Source organism: Dietzia sp. Die43, from assembly GCF_024519835.1.
Taxonomy (GTDB): Bacteria; Actinomycetota; Actinomycetes; order Mycobacteriales; family Mycobacteriaceae; genus Dietzia; species Dietzia kunjamensis.
This window is the reverse complement of sequence record NZ_JALJRF010000011.1, coordinates 91,293-110,372: the sequence shown is the minus strand read 5'-3', so window position 1 is coordinate 110,372 and position 19,080 is coordinate 91,293. Positions and strand designations below refer to the sequence as shown.

The window sequence follows — 19,080 nt, the reverse complement described above, 5'->3', positions numbered from 1 at the left end:
GGCGGGCGTCAGCGTCCCAGCGCGGCGAGCGCGCGTGCGTTGATCTCGTCGACCTCACCGACGGCGTCGATGCTCTTGACCTCGCCGGCGTAGTACTCGAGCAGCGGGGCCGTCTCCGACCGGTAGACCGCCATGCGGTTCCTGATGACGTCCTCGGTGTCGTCTTCCCGGCCCCGGGCGAGCATGCGCGCGACCACGGTGTCGTCGTCGACCTTGAACTCGAGGACCGCGTCGAGGGAGTGGCCGGCCTCGCCGAGCATCTCCTTGAGCGCGTCCGCCTGCGCTGCACTGCGGGGGTAGCCGTCCAGGAGGAAGCCCTCGGTGGCGTCGGGCTCGGCGATGCGCGCGGCGACCATGCGGTTCGTCACCTCGGCGGGGACGAGGTTGCCGGCGTCGATGTAGCTCTTGGCCTCCTTCCCGAGGTCGGTGCCCTGGGAGATGTTGGCGCGGAACAGATCACCGGTCGAGATGTGCGGGACGCCGAGCTTCTCCGAGAGCAGAGCCGCCTGGGTACCCTTGCCGGCTCCGGGAGGGCCGAGGAGGACGAGACGCATGGTGGGGACCAGCCTTTCTACAGTTGGTGTGCTCGGACGAGGCCGCGCCTACTTGAGGAAGCCCTCGTAGTTGCGCTGCATCAGCTGCGCCTCGATCTGCTTCACGGTGTCGAGGCCCACGGAGACCATGATGAGCACAGCGGTGCCGCCGAACGGCATGTTCTGCAGATCTCCACCCCCGCTGCCCATGTCGAGGAAGACGTTGGGGAGTACCGCGATAAGGCCGAGATACAGGGAACCGAACAGCAGGATCCGGTTGAGGACGTAGCCCAGGTACTCAGCCGTCGGGCGGCCCGGGCGGATACCCGGGATGAACCCGCCGTACTTCTTCATGTTCTCGGCCTGCTCCATCGGGTCGAACTGGATGGCCACGTAGAAGTACGCGAAGAAGATGATGAGGGCGAAGTACAGGAGGATGTAGCCCCAGCTGGAGGGGTTCTGCAGGTACTGCATGACGTACCGCTGCCAGAACCCGTCGCTCGACGGCTCGGGCCCCTGGATCAGCTGGGTGATGAGGATGGGCACATACATCAGCGACGACGCGAAGATCACCGGGATGACACCGGCCTGGTTGACCTTGAGCGGCAGGTACGTGGAGGTGCCGCCGTACTGGCGGCGACCGACCATGCGCTTGGCGTACTGGACGGGGATCCGGCGCTGACCCTGCTCGACGAAGACGACGGCGACGACGATGAGGACGACCGCCAACATGACGGCGGCGAACTTCATGGTCGACGAGTTCTGGTAGATGTTCACGCCCTCGGCCGGGATGCGGGACGCGATGCCGGCGAAGATCAGCAGCGACATCCCGTTGCCGACGCCACGGTCGGTGATGAGTTCACCGAACCACATGACGAGTGCGGCGCCCGCGGTCATGACGATGACGATGGTGAGCAGGGTGAGGATGTTGTCGTCCATCAGGACGGACTGGCCGTTGCCGAGGAGCTGCCCCCGGTCGGCCAGCGCGACAATGCCGGCGGACTGCAGGACGGCGAGTGCGATGGTGAGATAACGCGTGTACTGCGTCATCTTCGCCTGGCCGGACTGCCCCTCCTTCTTCAACTGCTCGAAGTACGGGATCACCACGGTGAGCAGCTGGACGATGATGCTCGCGGTGATGAAGGGCATGATGCCGATCGCGAAGACCGACAACTGCAGGAGAGCGCCACCGGAGAAGAGGTTCACCAGGGAGAACAACTGTGCGTTGTCCCCGGTCATCGCCGTGTCGAGCAGACCCCGGAGCTTGGGGTAGTCGACGCCGGGCGACGGGATCTGCGCGCCGATCCGGTAGAGGATGATGATCCCCAGGGTGAAGAAGATCTTCTTCCTCAGGTCCCGGTCCTTGATCGCGGACGCGAGTGCGGAGAGCACATGTCCTCCTGGTCGTGGTCGGCCGTTGGCCGCCGGTCGTCGAAAGCAGATGCGCCGGGGGAAGTCGGGCCGACCTTCCGGCCGGCGCCAACCCCGAAACGCACAACGGGAAAACTCTATCAAGACGAGCGCAGGGGCCGGATCCGAGACTCTCGGACCCGACCCCTGCACCCGTCATCGACCCGTGAACGGGCCGGGCGGGGTATCAGGCCCCGGCCTCCGACACGCTTCCGCCGGCGGCCTCGATCTTGCTCTTGGCCGAGGCGGAGACCTTGTCGGCGGTCACGGTGACGGCCACGGAGATGTCCCCGTCGCCCAGCACCTTGACCGGCTGGTTCTTACGGACCGCGCCCGCGGCCACGAGCTCGGACACGCCGACCTCGCCGCCCTGGGGGAACAGCCGCTGGATGTCGGACACGTTGACGACCTGGAAGACGACCTTGTTGCGGTTCTTGAAGCCCTTGAGCTTCGGGAGCCGCATGTGGATCGGCATCTGGCCGCCCTCGAACGCCGCGGGGACGTTCTTACGCGCCTTGGTGCCCTTGGTGCCGCGACCGGCGGTCTTGCCGCGCTTGCCGCCCTCACCGCGACCCACACGGATCTTCTCGGCGTGCGACCCGGGTGCCGGGCGCAGGTGGTGCAACTTGATAGTCATTCTCACTCCGTCTCTTCGACCACGACGAGGTGGTTCACGACGTTGATGAGACCCCGGGTCTGCGCGTTGTCCTCACGCACGACCGTCTTCCGGATGCCCTTGAGGCCGAGCGTACGCAGGGAGTCCCGCTGGTTCTTCTTGGTCCCCACGGTCCCGCGGACCTGGGTGATCTTGAGGCTAGCCATGATCAGGCCCCCTGTCCGGCACGCGCACGGAGCATGCCCGCGGGAGCGACGTCCTCGATCGGCAGGCCGCGACGAGCCGCGACCTCCTCGGGACGATGCAGACCCTTGAGCGCCGCCACGGTCGCGTGGACCACGTTGATGGCGTTGTCCGACCCCAGAGACTTGCACAGGATGTCGTTGACGCCGGCACACTCGAGCACCGCGCGAGCGGCACCACCGGCGATGACACCGGTACCCGGCGAGGCGGGACGGAGCATGACGACACCGGCAGCGGCCTCACCCTGGATCGGGTGGGGGATGGTGGAGGCGATGAGCGGAACGCGGAAGAAGTTCTTCCGAGCCTCCTCCGATCCCTTCTGGATCGCCGCCGGCACCTCCTTGGCCTTGCCGTAGCCGACGCCGACCATGCCGTTGCCGTCACCGAGGATCACGAGGGCGGTGAAGCTGAAGCGCCGACCGCCCTTGACGACCTTGGAGACACGGTTGATGGTGACGACGCGCTCGATGTACTGCGACTTCTCCTCGTCGCGGCCGCGACGATCGTCGCGACCCCGACCACGACCGCGGTCTCCGCCGCGGCCCTGGGCGTTGTCGGTGGTGGTCTTGTTGTCTGCGGCGGGGCCGTTGCTTCCGCCGTCACGACGCTGACGTCCCGGCATCAGACGGTCCTTCCGTTAGCGAACAGTGCAGTGGTGTTGGTCATCAGAACTCCAGCCCACCCTCGCGGGCGGCGTCGGCGAGCGACGCGATCCGGCCGTGGTACTTGTTGCCACCACGGTCGAACACGACGGAGTCGATGCCGGCAGCCTTGGCACGCTCGGCCAGGAGCTGACCGACCTTCGCGCTGCGGGCCTTCTTGTCGCCCTCGAGAGAGCGCACATCCGCCTCGATGGTGGAGGCTGCGGCCAGGGTGCGGCCGGCCAGATCGTCGACGATCTGGGCGTGGATGTGGCGTGAGGACCGGTTGACGACCAACCGCGGGCGCTCCGGCGTGCCGGAGACCTTCTTGCGGAGTCGGTAATGGCGCCGGGCGCGACCCTCGCGACGTGCGGTCGAGGCATCGGTTCCCAGCGGGGAACGCTTCTTGGTGCTGCTCATGATCACTTACCCGTCTTTCCGACCTTGCGACGGACCTGCTCGCCGGCGTAGCGGATGCCCTTGCCCTTGTACGGGTCGTGCTTCCGCAGTCGCTTGATGTTGGCGGCGATCTGGCCCACCTGCTGCTTGTCGATTCCGGAGATCGAGAACTTGGTCGCACCGTCGACGGCGAACGTGATGCCGTCGGGAGCGGTGACCGGAACCGGATGCGAGTAGCCCAGGGCGAACTCGAGATCACGGCCCTTGGCCACGACGCGGTAACCGACGCCGAAGATCTCCATGTCCTGCTTGTAGCCCTCGGTGACGCCGACGATCATGTTGTTGACCAGCGAGCGGGAGAGGCCGTGGAGGGAGCGGTTGTCCCGGTGGTCGTCGGGACGGTTCACCGTGAGGGTGCCGTCCTCGATCGAGACCGAGATCGCCCCGGGCAGAACCTGCGTGAGTTCACCCTTGGGACCCTTGACGGTGACGGTCTGGCCGTCGACCTTGATGTCGACACCGGACGGGACGGTGATCGGAGCCTTGCCGATACGTGACATTTCTCGCCCCCCTTACCAGACGTGGGCGAGGACTTCCCCGCCCACCTTCTTGTTGTTCGCCTGGCGGTCCGTGAGCAGACCCTGGGACGTCGAGATGATCGCGACGCCCAGGCCACCGAGGACCTTGGGCAGTTCGGTGGACTTGGCGTACACGCGCAGACCCGGCTTCGAGATGCGCTTGATGCCCTGGATGCTGCGCTGGCGCGAGGGGCCGTACTTGAGGTCGATGGTGAGCTTCTTGCCCACCTCTGCGTCCTCGACGTTGTAGCCCGCGATGTAACCCTCCTGCTGGAGGATGGCAGCGATGTTGCCCTTGAGCTTCGAATGCGGCATCGACACGGTGTCGTGGTACGCCGAATTGGCGTTACGCACACGCGTCAGCATGTCCGCGATGGGATCGGTCATCGACATGGATGGACCATGTTCCTTTCTCGTAACGGTTCCCATGCAACACGTCCCGTACGGCGACCTGTGGGCCGCCCACGTGACGTCGTGGGCCTATCACGAAGAGTGCGAATGTTCTCTTGTATGGGATCCGGCGCCCCTCGGGGCATCCCGGTGTTCCCGCCGCGGCCGGTGCTCTTCTCACCGGGGCGCGACCAGACGACTGGGCCGTCTGCCCGCCGCCGGGGAACCGCGATGCGGTGCCCCGGCGGGGACGGCCGGTCCGGCCGGTGGAGGAGGTCAGTCCTCCTTGAAGGGGAATCCGAGCTGCTTGAGCAGTGCCCGGCCCTCTTCGTCGTTCGTTGCGGTCGTGACGACCGTGATGTCCATGCCCCGGGGGCGGTCGACCTTGTCGACATCGATCTCGTAGAACATCGTCTGCTCGTTGAGGCCGAACGTGTAGTTGCCGTGGCCGTCGAACTGCTTGCCCGAGAGTCCCCGGAAGTCACGGATACGCGGGAGCGCGACGGTCGTCAGGCGATCGAGGAACTCCCACATGCGGTCGCCGCGCAGGGTGACGCGCGCGCCGATCGGCATGCCCTCGCGCAGCTTGAACTGTGCGATGGACTTGCGGGCCCGACGGACCTCCGGCTTCTGGCCGGTGATCAGCGTGAGGTCGTTGATGGCGCCGTTGATGAGCTTGGCGTCGCGGGCGGCGTCACCGACACCCATGTTGACGACGACCTTCGCGACGCCCGGGATCTGCATGACGTTGGCGTACTCGAACGTCTCGTTGAGTGCCGGCCGGATCTCGCTGCGGTACTTGTCCTTGAGGCGAGGGGTGTACCCGGAGGGAAGAGCGGTCTCAGTCATGGTCACAGGTCCTTCCCGGTCTTGCGCGAGACACGGACGCGCTTGCCGTTCTCGTCCGTGCGGATTCCGACCCGGGTCGGGGTGCCGTCGGCGTCCACGACCATCACGTTGGACACGTGGATCGGGGCCTCCTGGGTGACGATGCCGCCCGAGGAGGCGCCGCGCTCGGCAGCCGAGTTGGAGGTGTGCTTCTTGATGCGGTTGACGCCCTCGACGAGGACCTTCTCCTGAGCCGGGAAAGCCTGGATGACCTTGCCCTTGGCGCCCTTGTCCTTACCGGAGATGACCAGCACCGTGTCGCCCTTGTGAACCTTCATGTCAGAGCACCTCCGGAGCCAGCGAGACGATCCGCATGAACTTCTTGTCGCGCAGTTCGCGGCCGACGGGCCCGAAGATGCGCGTTCCGCGCGGATCGTTGTCGTTCTTGATGATGACGGCGGCGTTCTCGTCGAACTTGATGTACGAGCCGTCCGGGCGACGGCGCTCCTTGGCGGTGCGCACGATGACGGCCTTGACGACCTCACCCTTCTTGACGTTGCCACCGGGGATGGCGTCCTTGACGGTGGCGACGATGATGTCGCCCACGCCTGCGTAGCGGCGCTTGGAACCGCCGAGAACGCGGATGCAGAGAATCTCCTTGGCACCCGTGTTGTCGGCGACCTTCAGCCGCGACTCCTGCTGGATCATGGTTCTCCTGACCAGGTCTATTCAATGTGTGCCGGATACCGACCCGACACACGCGGTCATGCCACCCGTCGACACGTCGAGACGTGCCAGGTCGGGCAACTGGTCCAGTGTAGGGTGCGCATGCACCGGGACCCAAATCCCGGTCAGCTACCGCTCGAACCGGCCGATCCGGATCCACGCAGGGAACCCGTCGAACCGCTCGATCCCGATGAGCCGGCAGCGCTAGCCCCGGAGTCCGCCACTCCCCCCGTCGTCCTCCGCCCGTTGGGCGCGGCGTCGGGCAGTCCGGAGAGGACGTGATCCATCCCCGGCCGCATCTCGGTGACGAAGACCGGCCAGTTGTGGATCCCGGAGGGCATGTAGTTCATCCTCAGGTCGACCCCGGGAACCGAGGCGAGCGCGGCCTCGAGTGCACGGGTGCTCTCGTAGGAGCCCTTCTCGAGGACATGTCCGTCGATGAGCACGAGTTCGTTGCTGCCGAAGCGGCCGAGCTCGCTTGAACCCACCAGCCCGGTCGCGGCGCTGAGGTAGACCGCCTTGCCCTCGAGCCCGGAGGGGTCCGCCACGGTGTCGTGCTCCACCCACTCCCGGGACCCGCGCGGCCCCCACATGTTGGTGACGTCCCCGTGGCGAGCGGCCACGGTGAGTCGCGCGTACTGGTAGCCGAGCTCGTCGGTGGTCGAATAGGCGCCGCTGATACCGGCGGCGCCTCCGAACATCTCGTTCCTGTTGGCCAGATGAAGCGCCGCGGACGCCCCCATCGACACGCCCATGACCCCCCAGCTCCCGTTGTGGGCGAGCGGCCCCGCGGCCCCGGGTAAACCGGCCTCGAGCAGCGGCGGCAACTCCTCGGTGAGGAACGTCTCCCAGTTGTTGGGGCCCAGGACGGGATCGTCCGCCTGCCAGTCGGACCACATCGACGCCGGGCCGCCCGTCGGAACGATCACGTTCACCGCGCGGTCGCGCAGCGCGGGATCGCCCCAGCCCATACCCGTGCTCCACCCGGACGGGACCTCGGAACCGACGCCGTCGAGGAAGTACACGTTGGGCGCGTCGACGCCCGCCGGGGCGCGGTAGACCTCGACGCGGACCGTCCGTTGCATGGATTCAGACGTCACGGCCCACACCTCGGCGCGACGATCGACCGCCTCCGTCGACGCCGGGAAGAGAGGCTCGATCCGCTGCACGGTGGAGGACACGATGGACCCGTCCCGTGTCGCGCGGGGCCCGGCCGGGGGTTGGGAGCTTCCCGGACGGGGGAAATCGCTGGAACCGATGGCGCCGACGGATCCGAGGACGGACGTGACCGGGATCGGGGCACCGAGCTGGGTCGACGCGGCGATACTGAGCGATGGTGCGCCCAACAGGCTCCCGGGCGCCACGCTGGGAACGAGGGATCCCGGATCGACTGACCCCGGGCCCGTGCTCTGGGCGCCGGCGACGGGAAGCCCCGTGGCCGTCGTCGTGATCACGACCGCGCCGATCGCGAGCGCACTCAGACCACGACGGCGATCGCCCCGCCCACTCCCCCGTCGGCCGAAATGTGGTTCGTTCCCCATATGACGATCCTGTCCTCTCGGCCAGCGTCGGACGCTGACACACTACTCAAAATTCGTTACACCACGGTGATCCGTTACATTCGGCCGTCCCGTGCGCCCCCGCAACGCGAAACGGCCCGGCCCCGGAGTCCCGGGGCCGGGCCGTTCGCATATGTCGAGTGGGGGCTTACTTGGCCCGCTCGAGCACCTCGACGAGGCGATACCGCTTGGAGGCGGACAGCGGGCGGGTCTCCATGATCCGCACGCGGTCGCCGACTCCGGCGGTGTTGGTCTCGTCGTGGGCCTTGACCCGCTCGGTACGGCGCATGATCTTGCCGTACAGCGGGTGCTTCACGCGGTCCTCGAGCTCGACGATGATGGTCTTCTCCATCTTGTCGGACACGACGTACCCGATGCGCACCTTGCGGCTGTTGCGCTCGGTGTTCTCGTTGGACTCAGTCACAACTGCTTCCTTGTCACTCACTTGGCATCACCCGGCGCCGCCGACAGACCGAGCTCGCGCTCGCGAATGACGGTGTAGATGCGAGCGATGTCGTGGCGGACGACACGCAGGCGACGGTTGTTGGTCAGCTGACCGGTGGCCATCTGGAAGCGCAGGTTGAACAGCTCTTCCTTGGCCTCACGCAGACGCGCGGTCAGCGCATCCGCATCGAGCTCACGCAGCTCGGGGGCGGTGGTTCCACTAGCCATCAGAACTGCTCCTCCCGGGTCACGATGCGGGTCTTGCACGGGAGCTTGTGCTGCGCGCGGCGAAGGGCCTCGCGAGCGGTCTCCTCGTTCGGGTACGACATCTCGAACAGGATGCGGCCCGGCTTGACATTGGCCACCCACCACTCGACCGAGCCCTTACCGGAACCCATCCGCACCTCGGCGGGCTTCTTGGTCAGGGGACGATCCGGATAGATGTTGATCCACACCTTGCCACCACGCTTGATGTGGCGGTTGATGGCGATACGTGCGGACTCGATCTGACGGTTGGTGACGTAGGCCGGCTCGAGAGCCTGGATGCCGTAGTCACCGAAGGTCACCTTGGTGCCACCCTTTGCCCCGCCCTTACGGCCGGGGTGGTGCTGCTTGCGGTGCTTGACGCGCTTGGGGATAAGCACTGTCACGCCTCCCTGGTCTGGTTCTGCGGTGCCTCGGCAGGAGCCTCGGCGGCCGAGCCGGAACCGGCGCGGCCGGTCTCGGTGCTGGTCGCAGTGGTGCCCTGGGCCCCGGAGCGACGCGGACGACCGGCGCCACGCTCGCGGCGGGGACCGCGGTCGGCACCGCCACGGTTGCTGGACTGGGCGTACTGGTCGGACTCGCGACGGCCGCCGACCACGTCACCCTTGTAGATCCACACCTTGACACCGATACGACCGAAGGTCGTCTTGGCCTCGTAGGTGCCGTAGTCGATCTCGGCACGCAGGGTGTGCAGGGGGACGCGCCCCTCGTGGTAGCGCTCCGAACGGGACATCTCGGCACCGCCGAGACGACCCGAACAGACCACCTTGATGCCCTTGACCTGGGGCTGACGCATGGCCGACTGGATGCCCTTGCGCATCGCGCGACGGAACGCCACACGATTCGAGAGCTGCTCGGCGATCCCCTGGGCGACGAGCTGGGCGTCGGCCTCGGTGTTCTTGATCTCGAGGATGTTGAGGTGGACCTGCTTGGCGGTGAGCTTCTCGAGCTCCCCGCGAAGACGGTCCGCCTCGGCGCCCCGACGGCCGATCACGATGCCCGGGCGGGCCGTGTGAATGTCCACGTGGACCCGGTCCCGGGTCCGCGAGATGTCGACCCCGGAGATACCGGCCCGCTCCATGCCCTTGGACAGGAGCTGACGGATCTTGATGTCCTCGGCGACGTAGTCGGCGTACTGCTTGTCGGCGAACCACTTGGACGTCCAGTCCGAGGTGATGCCGAGACGGAAGCCGTGCGGCTGGATCTTCTGTCCCATTTAGCGGGCACCTCCCTGGTTGCGACGTGCCCGACCGGAGCCGGTCTTCTCGGGCACGCTGGTCACCTCGATGGTGATGTGGCTCGTACGCTTACGCACGCGGAACGCACGACCCTGGGCACGCGGGCGGAAACGCTTGAGGGTCGGCCCCTCGTCGGCGTAGGCCGCCGTGACCACGAGGGTCCGGGGGTCCAGGTCGAGGTTGTTCTCGGCGTTGGCCATCGCGGAGGCGAGGACCTTGGCGACCGGCTCGCTGGCGGCCTGCGGGGCGAACCGCAGCGTGTTCAGCGCGTCGGCGGCGTCCTTGCCGCGGATGAGGTCGATCACACGACGCGCCTTCATGGGCGTGACGCGGACGAACTTGGCGGTGGCACGCGCGGAGAGCTTCTGCTCGGCCGTCGCCGTGCCGTCGTCGGTCTTCTTCGTATCAGTGCTCATCGACGCTTACTCTTCCGATCGTCCTTGATGTGCCCCTTGAACGTGCGCGTCGGCGCGAACTCGCCGAGCTTGTGACCCACCATCGAGTCGGACACGAACACGGGCACATGCTTGCGGCCGTCATGGACGGCGAACGTGTGGCCGATGAAATCGGGCAGGATCGTCGAGCGCCGCGACCAGGTCTTGATGACCTGATGCGTGCCCTTGTCGTTCTGCACGTCCACCTTCGCGAGGAGGTGTTCGTCGACGAACGGACCCTTCTTGAGACTACGAGGCATCCTAGTTTCCCTCCTTAACGCTTCTTACCGGTGCGACGGCGACGGACGATCATGCTGTCACTCGCCTTGTTGGGCTTGCGGGTCCGGCCCTCGGGCTGGCCCCACGGGCTGACGGGGTGACGTCCACCGGACGTCTTACCCTCGCCACCACCATGCGGGTGGTCGACGGGGTTCATGACCACGCCACGGACGGTCGGGCGAACGCCCTTCCACCGCATGCGGCCGGCCTTACCCCAGTTGATGTTGGCCTGCTCGGCGTTGCCGACCTCGCCGATCGTGGCGCGGCACCGCACGTCGACCCGGCGGATCTCACCGGAGGGCATGCGGAGGGAGGCGTAGGTCCCCTCCTTACCGAGCAGCTGGATGCCGGCGCCGGCGGCGCGGGCCATCTTGGCGCCGCCGCCCGGACGGAGCTCCACCGCGTGCACCACGGTGCCTGCGGGGATGTTCCGGAGCGGGAGGTTGTTGCCGGTCTTGATGTCGGCGCCTGCACCCGACTCGACCTTCATGCCCTGCTTCAGGTTGCGCGGGGCGAGGATGTACCGCTTCTCGCCGTCCGCGTAGTGCAGGAGGGCGATGTTGGCGGTGCGGTTCGGGTCGTACTCGATGTGCGCGACGGTGGCGAGCACGCCGTCCTTGTCATTACGACGGAAGTCGATGACGCGGTACTGGCGCTTGTGGCCACCGCCCTTGTGGCGGCTGGTGATACGGCCGTGACCGTTGCGGCCGCCGGTCTTGCTCAGCGGGCGCAGCAGCGACTTCTCGGGCGTCGAGCGGGTGATCTCGGCGAAGTCCGAGACGCTCGAGCCGCGACGACCGGGGGTCGTGGGCTTGTACTTGCGGATAGCCATGAGGTTCTCTCGTCCTTAACTCTTCCCGCCGTCAGGCGGTCAGACCCGGGATCTCGATGGGCTTGCTGTCGGCCGCGAGGGTCACGATGGCGCGCTTGGTGCTCTTGCGCTGTCCGTACCCGGTGCGGGTGCGCTTGCGCTTGCCCTGACGGTTGGCGGTGTTGACGGACTCAACGGTGACGCCGAAGATCTCCTGGATGGCGATCTTGATCTGCGTCTTGTTGGCGCCCGGGGCGACCTGGAACGTGTACACGCCCTGCTCGAGCAGGCCGTAGGCCTTCTCGGAGACGACCGGGGCGAGGATCACGTCCCGGGGATCGGCGACGGTGCTCACTTGTCGGCCTCCTTCGCTGCCTTGCCGGCGAACGCACGGCTCGCCTGCGTGACGAACGCGTCCAGAGCCTCGACCGAGAACACGACGTCGTCAGCGTGGAGCACGTCGTAGGTGTTGAGCTGATCCGGAGCGATCGGATGGACGTGATCGAGGTTGGCCACGGAACGCCATGCAGCGACGTCCTCACGACCGACGACGATCAGGATCTTCTTGCGGTCGGACAGGGTGCCCAGGAAGTCGCGGACACCGGCCGTCGACGGCTTCTGTCCCTCGACGAACTCGGTCACCACGTGGAGGCGATCGGCCGAGACCCGGTCGGAGAGGGCACCGCGGAGCGCGGCGGCCTTCATCTTCTTGGGGGTGCGCTGCGAGTAGTCACGCGGCTTCGGGCCGTGGACGGTGCCGCCGCCGGTGTAGGCGGGGGCGCGGGTCGAACCCTGACGGGCGCGGCCGGTGCCCTTCTGGCGGAACGGCTTGCGGCCGCCGCCGCGGACCTCGCCACGGGTCTTGGTCGAGTGCGTGCCCTGACGCGCCGCGGCGAGCTGAGCCACCACGACCTGGTGCATCAGGGGCAGGTTGGGCTCGACGCCGAAGATCTCGGCGGGGAGCTCGACCGAACCGTCGGTCTTGCCCGCCGGGGTACGGACGTCCAGCTTGAGGTTCACGGTGTTCTCCGTGGTGGTCATGCGCGCGCACCGCCCTTCACTGCGGAACGGACCATCACGAGGCCGCCGTTACGACCCGGGATGGCTCCCTTGATGAGGAGGACGCCGGCCTCGGCGTCCACCTTGTGGACCTTGAGGTTCATGGTGGTCACGCGATCGTTGCCCATGCGGCCGGCCATCGACTTGCCCTTGAAGACGCGGCCCGGGGTCGATGCCCCGCCGATGGAACCCGGCTTGCGGTGTACGGCCTGCGTACCGTGCGAGGCACCCTGGCCGGCGAAGCCGTGGCGCTTCATGGTACCGGCGAAGCCCTTGCCCTTGGAGGTGCCGGTGACGTCGACGAACGCGCCGTCCTCGAACACGTCGGCGCCGATCTCCTGGCCGATCTCGAACCCGGCGGCCTGCTCGGCGTTGTCGAGTCGGATCTCGGCGAGGTGACGACGGGGGGTGACCCCGGCCTTGTCGAACTGGCCGGCCACCGGCTTGGTGACCTTGCGGGGGTCGATCGCGCCGAACGCGATCTGGACGGCGTCGTAGCCGTCGGTCTCTTGGGTACGGATCCCGGTCACGACGCACGGCCCGGCCTTGACGACGGTAACCGGAACCACCCGGTTGTTCTCGTCGAAGACCTGGGTCATGCCGAGCTTGGCGCCCAGGATTCCCTTGATCTCGGTGTTAGTCATCTGTTCACTGTCTCCGCTGCACGTTGCTTGCTGACCGCTACGCGGTCGGAGGTCACTGGATGTTGACGTCGACGCTGGCAGGCAGGTCGATACGCATGAGAGCGTCCACGGTCTTCGGCGTGGGGTCGAGAATGTCGATCAACCGCTTGTGGGTACGCATCTCGAAGTGCTCACGCGAATCCTTGTACTTGTGCGGCGAGCGGATGACGCAGTAGACGTTCTTCTCGGTGGGCAGCGGCACGGGACCGACGACACGAGCACCCGTACGGGTCACCGTCTCGACGATCTTGCGGGCCGAGGCGTCGATAGCTTCATGGTCGTAGGCCTTGAGCCGGATGCGGATCTTTTGTCCCGCCACTTCGTCCTCTTCTCCTCCCGCCCGTGAGGGCGGCTGTCGTAAGCGCCCTCGCTGCGCGGGGACACTGTGTGTTCGCTTGTCATGTGTGACACCGTCAGACCGTCTACCACCCGGTCCCGTGCATCGGTGCTCCATCGTGGAGGACCCCGCCGCGCGCCCACGGGCATGACACGACTACGAGACCTCCAGAGGACGGAGTGCCACATCGCTCGCGCGAGGCGAGGATGACGGCGGACCGATCCGCTGCCGCTGTTGACGTGTCACGACGCGTCCACGCGGTCGGGCGTGTCGCCCTCCCGCTTTTCCGGCGGGTGATCACTCACCCGCCCCGGTCGTGCTCGCCCGACCAACCCGACTCTCCCCGGGGCCCATCGGGCCCATACGGGATCGCCGCCTTGTCCGGGCAACTTGACCAGTATGCAGTACATCGGCCGGAAGGGCAAAATCCCGGACGTCCCGGCGTCCTCGGGTGCGTCACGGACCCCGGCACGACGACCGGGTACTTCGGTAGCGTCGGGAAGACCAGAGTCCACACTCGGAGGAGACCACATCGTGAACAGCAGACGCGAGCCGCGGGACCCCGCCGCCTACAAACGGGACAGGCGGCAGGCGGTCCTGCGCCACCATCCGGACGCGGGCGGCGATCCCGATGAACTCTTCCGGGCACTCGCGGAAGTCGACCGCCGGCACGGGGTATCCGGTCCCGGGTACGACGCGCACGGCGCGAGTGCCGAACAGGTCGCCGCCGTCGCCGCGGCTGCGCTCGCCGGGGTCGCCGCGGTGGGGTTGTCGATCGCGATGACCATCCTCGGTCGTCGCAGGTAGTTCGGTCGCCGCAGGTAGCTCGCTCGTCGCACGAAACTCGGTCGCCTCAGATAAACCGGTCGTCCACTCCCCCGGGCACGCGTGAACCACCGCGAAATGCGGGAAGGGCGCCCCACCTGACGGTGGGGCGCCCTTCCTCGATCGACCCGGGGATTCACCCGGACCGAGCGGTCAGTGGATCACTTGATGATCTTGGTGACCTGTCCGGCGCCGACGGTGCGGCCACCCTCGCGGATCGCGAAGCGCAGGCCCTCATCCATGGCGACCGGCTGGATGAGCTCGACGCTCATCTCGGTGTTGTCGCCCGGCATGACCATCTCGGTGCCCTCGGGGAGGGTCACGACGCCGGTCACGTCCGTGGTACGGAAGTAGAACTGCGGGCGGTAGTTGTTGAAGAACGGCGTGTGACGGCCGCCCTCGTCCTTGGACAGGATGTACGCCTGGCCCTCGAACGTGGTGTGCGGGGTGTAGGCGCCCGGCTTGATGACGACCTGGCCACGCTCGACGTCCTCGCGCTTGAGACCACGGACGAGCAGACCGACGTTGTCGCCGGCCTCGCCGTAGTCGAGCAGCTTACGGAACATCTCGATGCCCGTGATGGTGGTCTTGGTGGCCTTCTCCTTGATGCCGATGAGCTCGACATCCTCGTTCACGTTGATCTGGCCACGCTCGATACGACCGGTGACGACGGTGCCACGACCGGTGATCGTGAAGACATCCTCGACGGGCATGAGGAACGGCTTGTCGGTCTCACGCTCGGGATCCGGGACGGAGTCGTCGCAGGCCTGCATGAGGTCGACGATGGCCTGGACCCACTTCGGGTCACCCTCGAGCGCCTTGAGCGCCGAGATGTGGACGACCGGAGCGTCCTCGTCGAAGTCCTGCGACGCCAGCAGCTCGCGGACCTCCATCTCGACGAGCTCGAGGATCTCCTCGTCGTCGACCATGTCGCACTTGTTCAGGGCGACGAGGATGTAGGGCACACCGACCTGACGGGCGAGCAGCACGTGCTCACGGGTCTGCGGCATGGGGCCGTCGGTGGCCGCCACGACGAGGATCGCGCCGTCCATCTGGGCGGCACCGGTGATCATGTTCTTGATGTAGTCGGCGTGACCGGGGGCGTCGACGTGCGCGTAGTGGCGCTTCTCGGTCTGGTACTCGACGTGGGAGATGTTGATCGTGATACCACGAGCCTTCTCCTCCGGCGCCTTGTCGATCTCGTCGAACGCGAACGCGTCGTTGAGGTCGGGGTAGGTGTCCGCCAGAACCTTGGTGATGGCCGCGGTGGTGGTGGTCTTGCCGTGGTCGACGTGACCGATGGTGCCGATGTTTACGTGCGGTTTGGTCCGCTCGAACTTCGCCTTCGCCACTTGGTGTCCTCCTGGACTGGTCTGTCCCCACCTGGAGGTGGGCACTGCTTTGTGTGGGATCTGATCTTACTCATCGTGCCGTGTTGAGCACGAACCGGCGGCCACCCGGAGGTTCGACCGTGCGCCGCCGGCATCGGCCCCACCCCGCCTGACGGCGGGGCGGGACCAGTACCGGTTACTCGCCGGTCGCCTTGGCGATGATCTCCTTGGCCACGCCCGCCGGAACCTCGGCGTAGTGGGAGAAGACCATCGAGTAGTTGGCCCGGCCCTGCGTCTTCGACCGGAGGTCGCCGACGTAGCCGAACATCTCGGACAGCGGCACGTGGGCCTTGACGACGCGGGCGCCGGAGCGCTCCTCCATCGCCTGGATCTGGCCGCGGCGGGAGTTGATGTCGCCGATGACGTCACCCATGTAGTCCTCGGGCGTGACGACCTCCACGGCCATCAGCGGCTCCAGGATCACGGGCTGGCACTTACGGGCGGCCTCCTTGAAGGCCATGGAGCCCGCGACCTTGAACGCCATCTCGGACGAGTCGACCTCGTGGTACGCGCCGTCGACGAGCGTCGCCTTGACGTTGACCATCGGGTAGCCGGCGAGGATGCCGTACTGCATGGCGTCCTTGATGCCGGCGTCCACGGAGGGGATGTACTCCTTGGGCACGCGGCCACCGGTGACCTTGTCGCTGAACTCGTAGGTCTCGCCGGCTTCGACGGCCTCCTGGTCCAGCGGGCCGAGCGCGATCTGCACCTTCGCGAACTGACCGGAACCACCGGTCTGCTTCTTGTGGGTGTAGTCGAACTTGTCGATCGAGCCCTTGATGGTCTCGCGGTACGCGACCTGCGGCTTGCCGACGTTGGCCTCGACCTTGAACTCGCGCTTCATCCGGTCGACGAGCACGTCCAGGTGGAGCTCGCCCATTCCGCCGATGACGGTCTGTCCGGTCTCCTCGTCCAGCCGCACGGAGAACGTCGGATCCTCACGGGCCAGCTTCTGGATGGCCGTGCCGAGCTTCTCCTGGTCGGCCTTGGTCTTGGGCTCGATGGAGACGTCGATGACCGGGTCCGGGAAGGTCATGGACTCGAGGATGACCTGGTTGTTCAGGTCACACAGTGTGTCACCCGTCGTGGTGTCCTTCAGCCCGATGAACGCGTAGATGTGGCCGGCGACGGCCTCCTCCACGGGCATCTCCTTGTTGGCGTGCATCTGGAAGAGCTTGCCGACGCGCTCCTTCTTCCCCTTGGTCGCGTTCTGCACCTGGGTGCTCGGGTCGATGCGGCCCGAGTAGACACGGACGAAGGTCAGCTCACCGAAGAACGGGTGCACGGCGATCTTGAACGCGAGCGCCGCGAACGGCTCGTCCTTGGACGGCTTGCGGAGGATCTCCGTCTCCTCGTCCCCGACCTTGTGGCCGTGGACCTCGCCGACGTCCAGCGGGTTGGGGAGGTAGGCGATGACGGCGTCGAGCAGCGGCTGGATGCCCTTGTTCTTGTACGCCGAACCACACAGCACCGGGTAGATCTCGGCGTTGACGACCATCTTGCGGATCGCCGCCTGGATCTCGTCCTTCGTCAGCTCCTCGCCACCGAAGTACTTCTCCATCAGCGCCTCGTCGCTCTCGGCGACGGTCTCGAGGAGCTTCTCGCGGTACTCCTCGGCCTTCTCCTGCAGGTCGGCCGGGATGTCCTGCACCTGCGCCTCGGTGCCGATGTCGGTCTTGCCTGGCCAGACGAGCGCCTTCATCTCGACGAGGTCGACGACACCGTCGAACTCGTCCTCGGCGCCGATCGGGAGCTGCAGGACCAGCGGCTTCGCGCCGAGACGGTCGACGATGGTCTGGACCGTGTAGAAGAAGTCCGCGCCCATCTTGTCCATCTTGTTGACGAAGCAGATGCGGGGCACGTCGTACTTCTCGGCCTGACGCCAGACCTGCTCCGACTGGGGCTCGACGCCCTCCTTGCCGTCGAAGACGGCGACGGCGCCGTCGAGGACGCGCAGGGACCGCTCCACCTCGACGGTGAAGTCGACGTGGCCCGGGGTGTCGATGATGTTGATCTGGTTGTTGGACCAGAAACAGGTGACGGCGGCGGACGTGATCGTGATGCCGCGCTCTTTCTCCTGCTCCATCCAGTCGGTGGTCGACGCACCGTCGTGCGTCTCGCCTGCCTTGCGGTTGACACCCGTGTAGAACAGGATGCGCTCGGTGACGGTGGTCTTACCGGCGTCGATGTGCGCCATGATGCCGATGTTGCGGACCTTGTTGAGGTCGGTCAGCACGTCCTGTGCCACGGATTCTCCCGAATGTGAGTCGTCGGTGGCCCGTGCGGTCGCTGTCGACCGTCCGAACCGGGTCGGTAGTGCTGCCGGTACCTGCACGCGGGGCGTGAGGTACGGGCCTTGTTCAATGATGCCACCCGGCGGGTGACAACGGGACCCTGGCCGGGGGGACGTGGATACCCACGCCCCGGCCCGGGTCCCGACGCGTCACCAGCGGTAGTGAGCGAACGCCCGGTTTGCCTCGGCCATCTTGTGGGTGTCCTCGCGGCGCTTGACCGCGGCACCCAGACCGTTGGAGGCGTCCAGGATCTCGTTGGCCAGACGCTCGACCATCGTGTTCTCACGACGCTGCCGGGAGAACGTCACCAGCCAGCGCATCGCCAGGGTCGTCGAACGACCGGGGCGGACCTCGACGGGCACCTGGTAGGTGGCGCCGCCGACACGACGGGAGCGGACCTCGAGGGCCGGCTTGACGTTGTCAAGCGCCTTCTTGAGGGTGATGACCGGATCGGTTCCGGTCTTCTCGCGACAGATCTCCAGCGCGGAGTAGACGATGCGCTCGGCGGTCGTCTTCTTGCCGTCGAGGAGGATCTTGTTCACGAGCTGGGTGACCAGCGGCGACCCGTAGACCGGGTCGTTGATCAGCTGGCGCTTGGGGGCGGGACCCTTACGAGGCATTACTTCTCCTTCTTGGCGCCGTAGCGGGAGCGGGCCTGCTTGCGGTCCTTCACACCCTGGGTGTCGAGCGAGCCGCGGATGATCTTGTAGCGCACACCCGGGAGGTCCTTCACACGACCGCCACGCACGAGCACCATGGAGTGCTCCTGCAGGTTGTGGCCCTCACCGGGGATGTAGGCGGAGACCTCGATACCGGTGGTCAGGCGCACACGGGCGACCTTACGGAGCGCGGAGTTCGGCTTCTTGGGGGTCGTGGTGTACACGCGGGTGCACACGCCGCGACGCTGAGGCGAACCCTTGAGGGCAGCCGTCGACGTCGCCGACTTCTTGTCCTGGCGGCCCTTGCGGACCAGCTGGTTGATGGTTGGCATGAACCGACTTTCTCTAGCTGGCGGCCTCCACTGGGGGCGACCACCGGTCACTGGGACGTTGCTCGTATCCGGACTCTCGCGCGCCTGTCGCCGCGCACAGCCGACCA

General features: G+C 66.7%; 28 protein-coding genes. 1 reads left to right on the top strand and 27 read right to left on the bottom strand.

Annotation, left to right across the window (positions count from 1 at the left end):
• Positions 1–8: 8 nt before the first annotated feature.
• From NR111_RS11055 to rpsJ, 23 genes are all read right to left on the bottom strand, one after another.
• Entirely contained in the window at positions 9–554 is a 546-nt protein-coding gene (locus NR111_RS11055; protein ID WP_206474888.1) for an adenylate kinase, read from the bottom strand.
• 48 nt (positions 555–602) lie between these two features.
• Complete coding sequence (secY, locus tag NR111_RS11050) at positions 603–1,925, bottom strand: preprotein translocase subunit SecY (protein WP_256820788.1); 1,323 nt, start codon at positions 1,923–1,925, stop codon at positions 603–605.
• A 205-nt stretch (positions 1,926–2,130) separates the two neighbouring features.
• On the bottom strand, positions 2,131–2,580 hold the full coding sequence (gene rplO / locus NR111_RS11045) for a 50S ribosomal protein L15 (protein WP_067716646.1): 450 nt from the start codon (positions 2,578–2,580) through the stop codon (positions 2,131–2,133).
• Between the two features lie 2 nt (positions 2,581–2,582).
• On the bottom strand, positions 2,583–2,765 hold the full coding sequence (gene rpmD / locus NR111_RS11040; protein ID WP_067716649.1) for a 50S ribosomal protein L30: 183 nt from the start codon (positions 2,763–2,765) through the stop codon (positions 2,583–2,585).
• 2 nt (positions 2,766–2,767) lie between these two features.
• Complete coding sequence (rpsE, locus tag NR111_RS11035) at positions 2,768–3,424, bottom strand: 30S ribosomal protein S5 (protein ID WP_067716652.1); 657 nt, start codon at positions 3,422–3,424, stop codon at positions 2,768–2,770.
• A 43-nt stretch (positions 3,425–3,467) separates the two neighbouring features.
• Entirely contained in the window at positions 3,468–3,863 is a 396-nt protein-coding gene (gene rplR, locus NR111_RS11030) for a 50S ribosomal protein L18 (RefSeq protein WP_154828504.1), read from the bottom strand.
• A 2-nt stretch (positions 3,864–3,865) separates the two neighbouring features.
• Complete coding sequence (gene rplF / locus NR111_RS11025) at positions 3,866–4,402, bottom strand: 50S ribosomal protein L6 (protein ID WP_154828507.1); 537 nt, start codon at positions 4,400–4,402, stop codon at positions 3,866–3,868.
• A gap of 12 nt (positions 4,403–4,414) precedes the next feature.
• Positions 4,415–4,813: a 30S ribosomal protein S8 gene (rpsH, locus tag NR111_RS11020; protein ID WP_067716657.1), complete on the bottom strand. Its 399-nt coding sequence runs from the start codon at positions 4,811–4,813 to the stop codon at positions 4,415–4,417.
• A gap of 273 nt (positions 4,814–5,086) precedes the next feature.
• Positions 5,087–5,659: a 50S ribosomal protein L5 gene (rplE, locus tag NR111_RS11015; protein ID WP_067716660.1), complete on the bottom strand. Its 573-nt coding sequence runs from the start codon at positions 5,657–5,659 to the stop codon at positions 5,087–5,089.
• 2 nt (positions 5,660–5,661) lie between these two features.
• The gene (gene rplX, locus NR111_RS11010; protein WP_007628110.1) at positions 5,662–5,976 is read right to left on the bottom strand and encodes a 50S ribosomal protein L24; all 315 of its coding nucleotides are present in this window, start codon (positions 5,974–5,976) and stop codon (positions 5,662–5,664) included.
• Between the two features lies 1 nt (position 5,977).
• Positions 5,978–6,346: a 50S ribosomal protein L14 gene (rplN, locus tag NR111_RS11005; protein WP_007628112.1), complete on the bottom strand. Its 369-nt coding sequence runs from the start codon at positions 6,344–6,346 to the stop codon at positions 5,978–5,980.
• A 143-nt stretch (positions 6,347–6,489) separates the two neighbouring features.
• Positions 6,490–7,545 carry an alpha/beta hydrolase family protein gene (locus tag NR111_RS11000; RefSeq protein WP_253702065.1) on the bottom strand — a complete coding sequence of 352 codons (1,056 nt, stop codon included), beginning with the start codon at positions 7,543–7,545 and terminating at the stop codon, positions 6,490–6,492.
• A 526-nt stretch (positions 7,546–8,071) separates the two neighbouring features.
• Positions 8,072–8,368: a 30S ribosomal protein S17 gene (rpsQ, locus tag NR111_RS10995; protein WP_172812145.1), complete on the bottom strand. Its 297-nt coding sequence runs from the start codon at positions 8,366–8,368 to the stop codon at positions 8,072–8,074.
• The gene (gene rpmC / locus NR111_RS10990) at positions 8,365–8,595 is read right to left on the bottom strand and encodes a 50S ribosomal protein L29 (protein WP_017838199.1); all 231 of its coding nucleotides are present in this window, start codon (positions 8,593–8,595) and stop codon (positions 8,365–8,367) included. Before rpmC ends, rpsQ begins: the two co-directional genes overlap by 4 nt.
• Positions 8,595–9,011, bottom strand: coding sequence for a 50S ribosomal protein L16 (gene rplP / locus NR111_RS10985; protein WP_010541175.1), 417 nt, complete (start codon positions 9,009–9,011; stop codon positions 8,595–8,597). The genes rpmC and rplP overlap by 1 nt, the downstream gene beginning before the upstream one ends.
• Positions 9,012–9,013: 2 nt before the next feature.
• A complete protein-coding gene (gene rpsC, locus NR111_RS10980; protein ID WP_067716670.1) occupies positions 9,014–9,847 on the bottom strand; it encodes a 30S ribosomal protein S3 in 834 nt (277 codons plus the stop codon).
• Positions 9,848–10,285: a 50S ribosomal protein L22 gene (rplV, locus tag NR111_RS10975; protein WP_120284053.1), complete on the bottom strand. Its 438-nt coding sequence runs from the start codon at positions 10,283–10,285 to the stop codon at positions 9,848–9,850.
• Positions 10,282–10,563, bottom strand: a complete 282-nt coding sequence (rpsS, locus tag NR111_RS10970; RefSeq protein WP_007628126.1) for a 30S ribosomal protein S19 — start codon at positions 10,561–10,563, stop codon at positions 10,282–10,284. The genes rplV and rpsS overlap by 4 nt, the downstream gene beginning before the upstream one ends.
• A 14-nt stretch (positions 10,564–10,577) precedes the next feature.
• Complete coding sequence (rplB, locus tag NR111_RS10965) at positions 10,578–11,414, bottom strand: 50S ribosomal protein L2 (protein ID WP_067716676.1); 837 nt, start codon at positions 11,412–11,414, stop codon at positions 10,578–10,580.
• A 31-nt stretch (positions 11,415–11,445) separates the two neighbouring features.
• A complete protein-coding gene (gene rplW, locus NR111_RS10960; protein ID WP_067716678.1) occupies positions 11,446–11,748 on the bottom strand; it encodes a 50S ribosomal protein L23 in 303 nt (100 codons plus the stop codon).
• Positions 11,745–12,434, bottom strand: a complete 690-nt coding sequence (rplD, locus tag NR111_RS10955; RefSeq protein WP_067716681.1) for a 50S ribosomal protein L4 — start codon at positions 12,432–12,434, stop codon at positions 11,745–11,747. The genes rplW and rplD overlap by 4 nt, the downstream gene beginning before the upstream one ends.
• Complete coding sequence (rplC, locus tag NR111_RS10950) at positions 12,431–13,096, bottom strand: 50S ribosomal protein L3 (protein WP_096907062.1); 666 nt, start codon at positions 13,094–13,096, stop codon at positions 12,431–12,433. Before rplC ends, rplD begins: the two co-directional genes overlap by 4 nt.
• A gap of 52 nt (positions 13,097–13,148) precedes the next feature.
• The gene (rpsJ, locus tag NR111_RS10945; RefSeq protein WP_003938093.1) at positions 13,149–13,454 is read right to left on the bottom strand and encodes a 30S ribosomal protein S10; all 306 of its coding nucleotides are present in this window, start codon (positions 13,452–13,454) and stop codon (positions 13,149–13,151) included.
• A gap of 552 nt (positions 13,455–14,006) precedes the next feature.
• On the opposite strand from rpsJ, the gene NR111_RS10940 reads away from it, so the two are divergent.
• Positions 14,007–14,279, top strand: coding sequence for a hypothetical protein (locus tag NR111_RS10940; protein ID WP_069388740.1), 273 nt, complete (start codon positions 14,007–14,009; stop codon positions 14,277–14,279).
• 179 nt (positions 14,280–14,458) lie between these two features.
• Here the strand turns inward: NR111_RS10940 and tuf are convergent, their stop codons facing one another.
• The 4 genes from tuf to rpsL form a co-directional block, all read right to left on the bottom strand.
• Complete coding sequence (gene tuf / locus NR111_RS10935) at positions 14,459–15,649, bottom strand: elongation factor Tu (RefSeq protein WP_067716691.1); 1,191 nt, start codon at positions 15,647–15,649, stop codon at positions 14,459–14,461.
• 175 nt (positions 15,650–15,824) lie between these two features.
• Positions 15,825–17,936 carry an elongation factor G gene (gene fusA / locus NR111_RS10930; protein WP_067716694.1) on the bottom strand — a complete coding sequence of 704 codons (2,112 nt, stop codon included), beginning with the start codon at positions 17,934–17,936 and terminating at the stop codon, positions 15,825–15,827.
• Between the two features lie 195 nt (positions 17,937–18,131).
• Positions 18,132–18,602: a 30S ribosomal protein S7 gene (gene rpsG, locus NR111_RS10925; RefSeq protein WP_067716696.1), complete on the bottom strand. Its 471-nt coding sequence runs from the start codon at positions 18,600–18,602 to the stop codon at positions 18,132–18,134.
• Positions 18,602–18,973 carry a 30S ribosomal protein S12 gene (rpsL, locus tag NR111_RS10920; RefSeq protein ID WP_010541164.1) on the bottom strand — a complete coding sequence of 124 codons (372 nt, stop codon included), beginning with the start codon at positions 18,971–18,973 and terminating at the stop codon, positions 18,602–18,604. Before rpsL ends, rpsG begins: the two co-directional genes overlap by 1 nt.
• Positions 18,974–19,080: the final 107 nt, after the last annotated feature.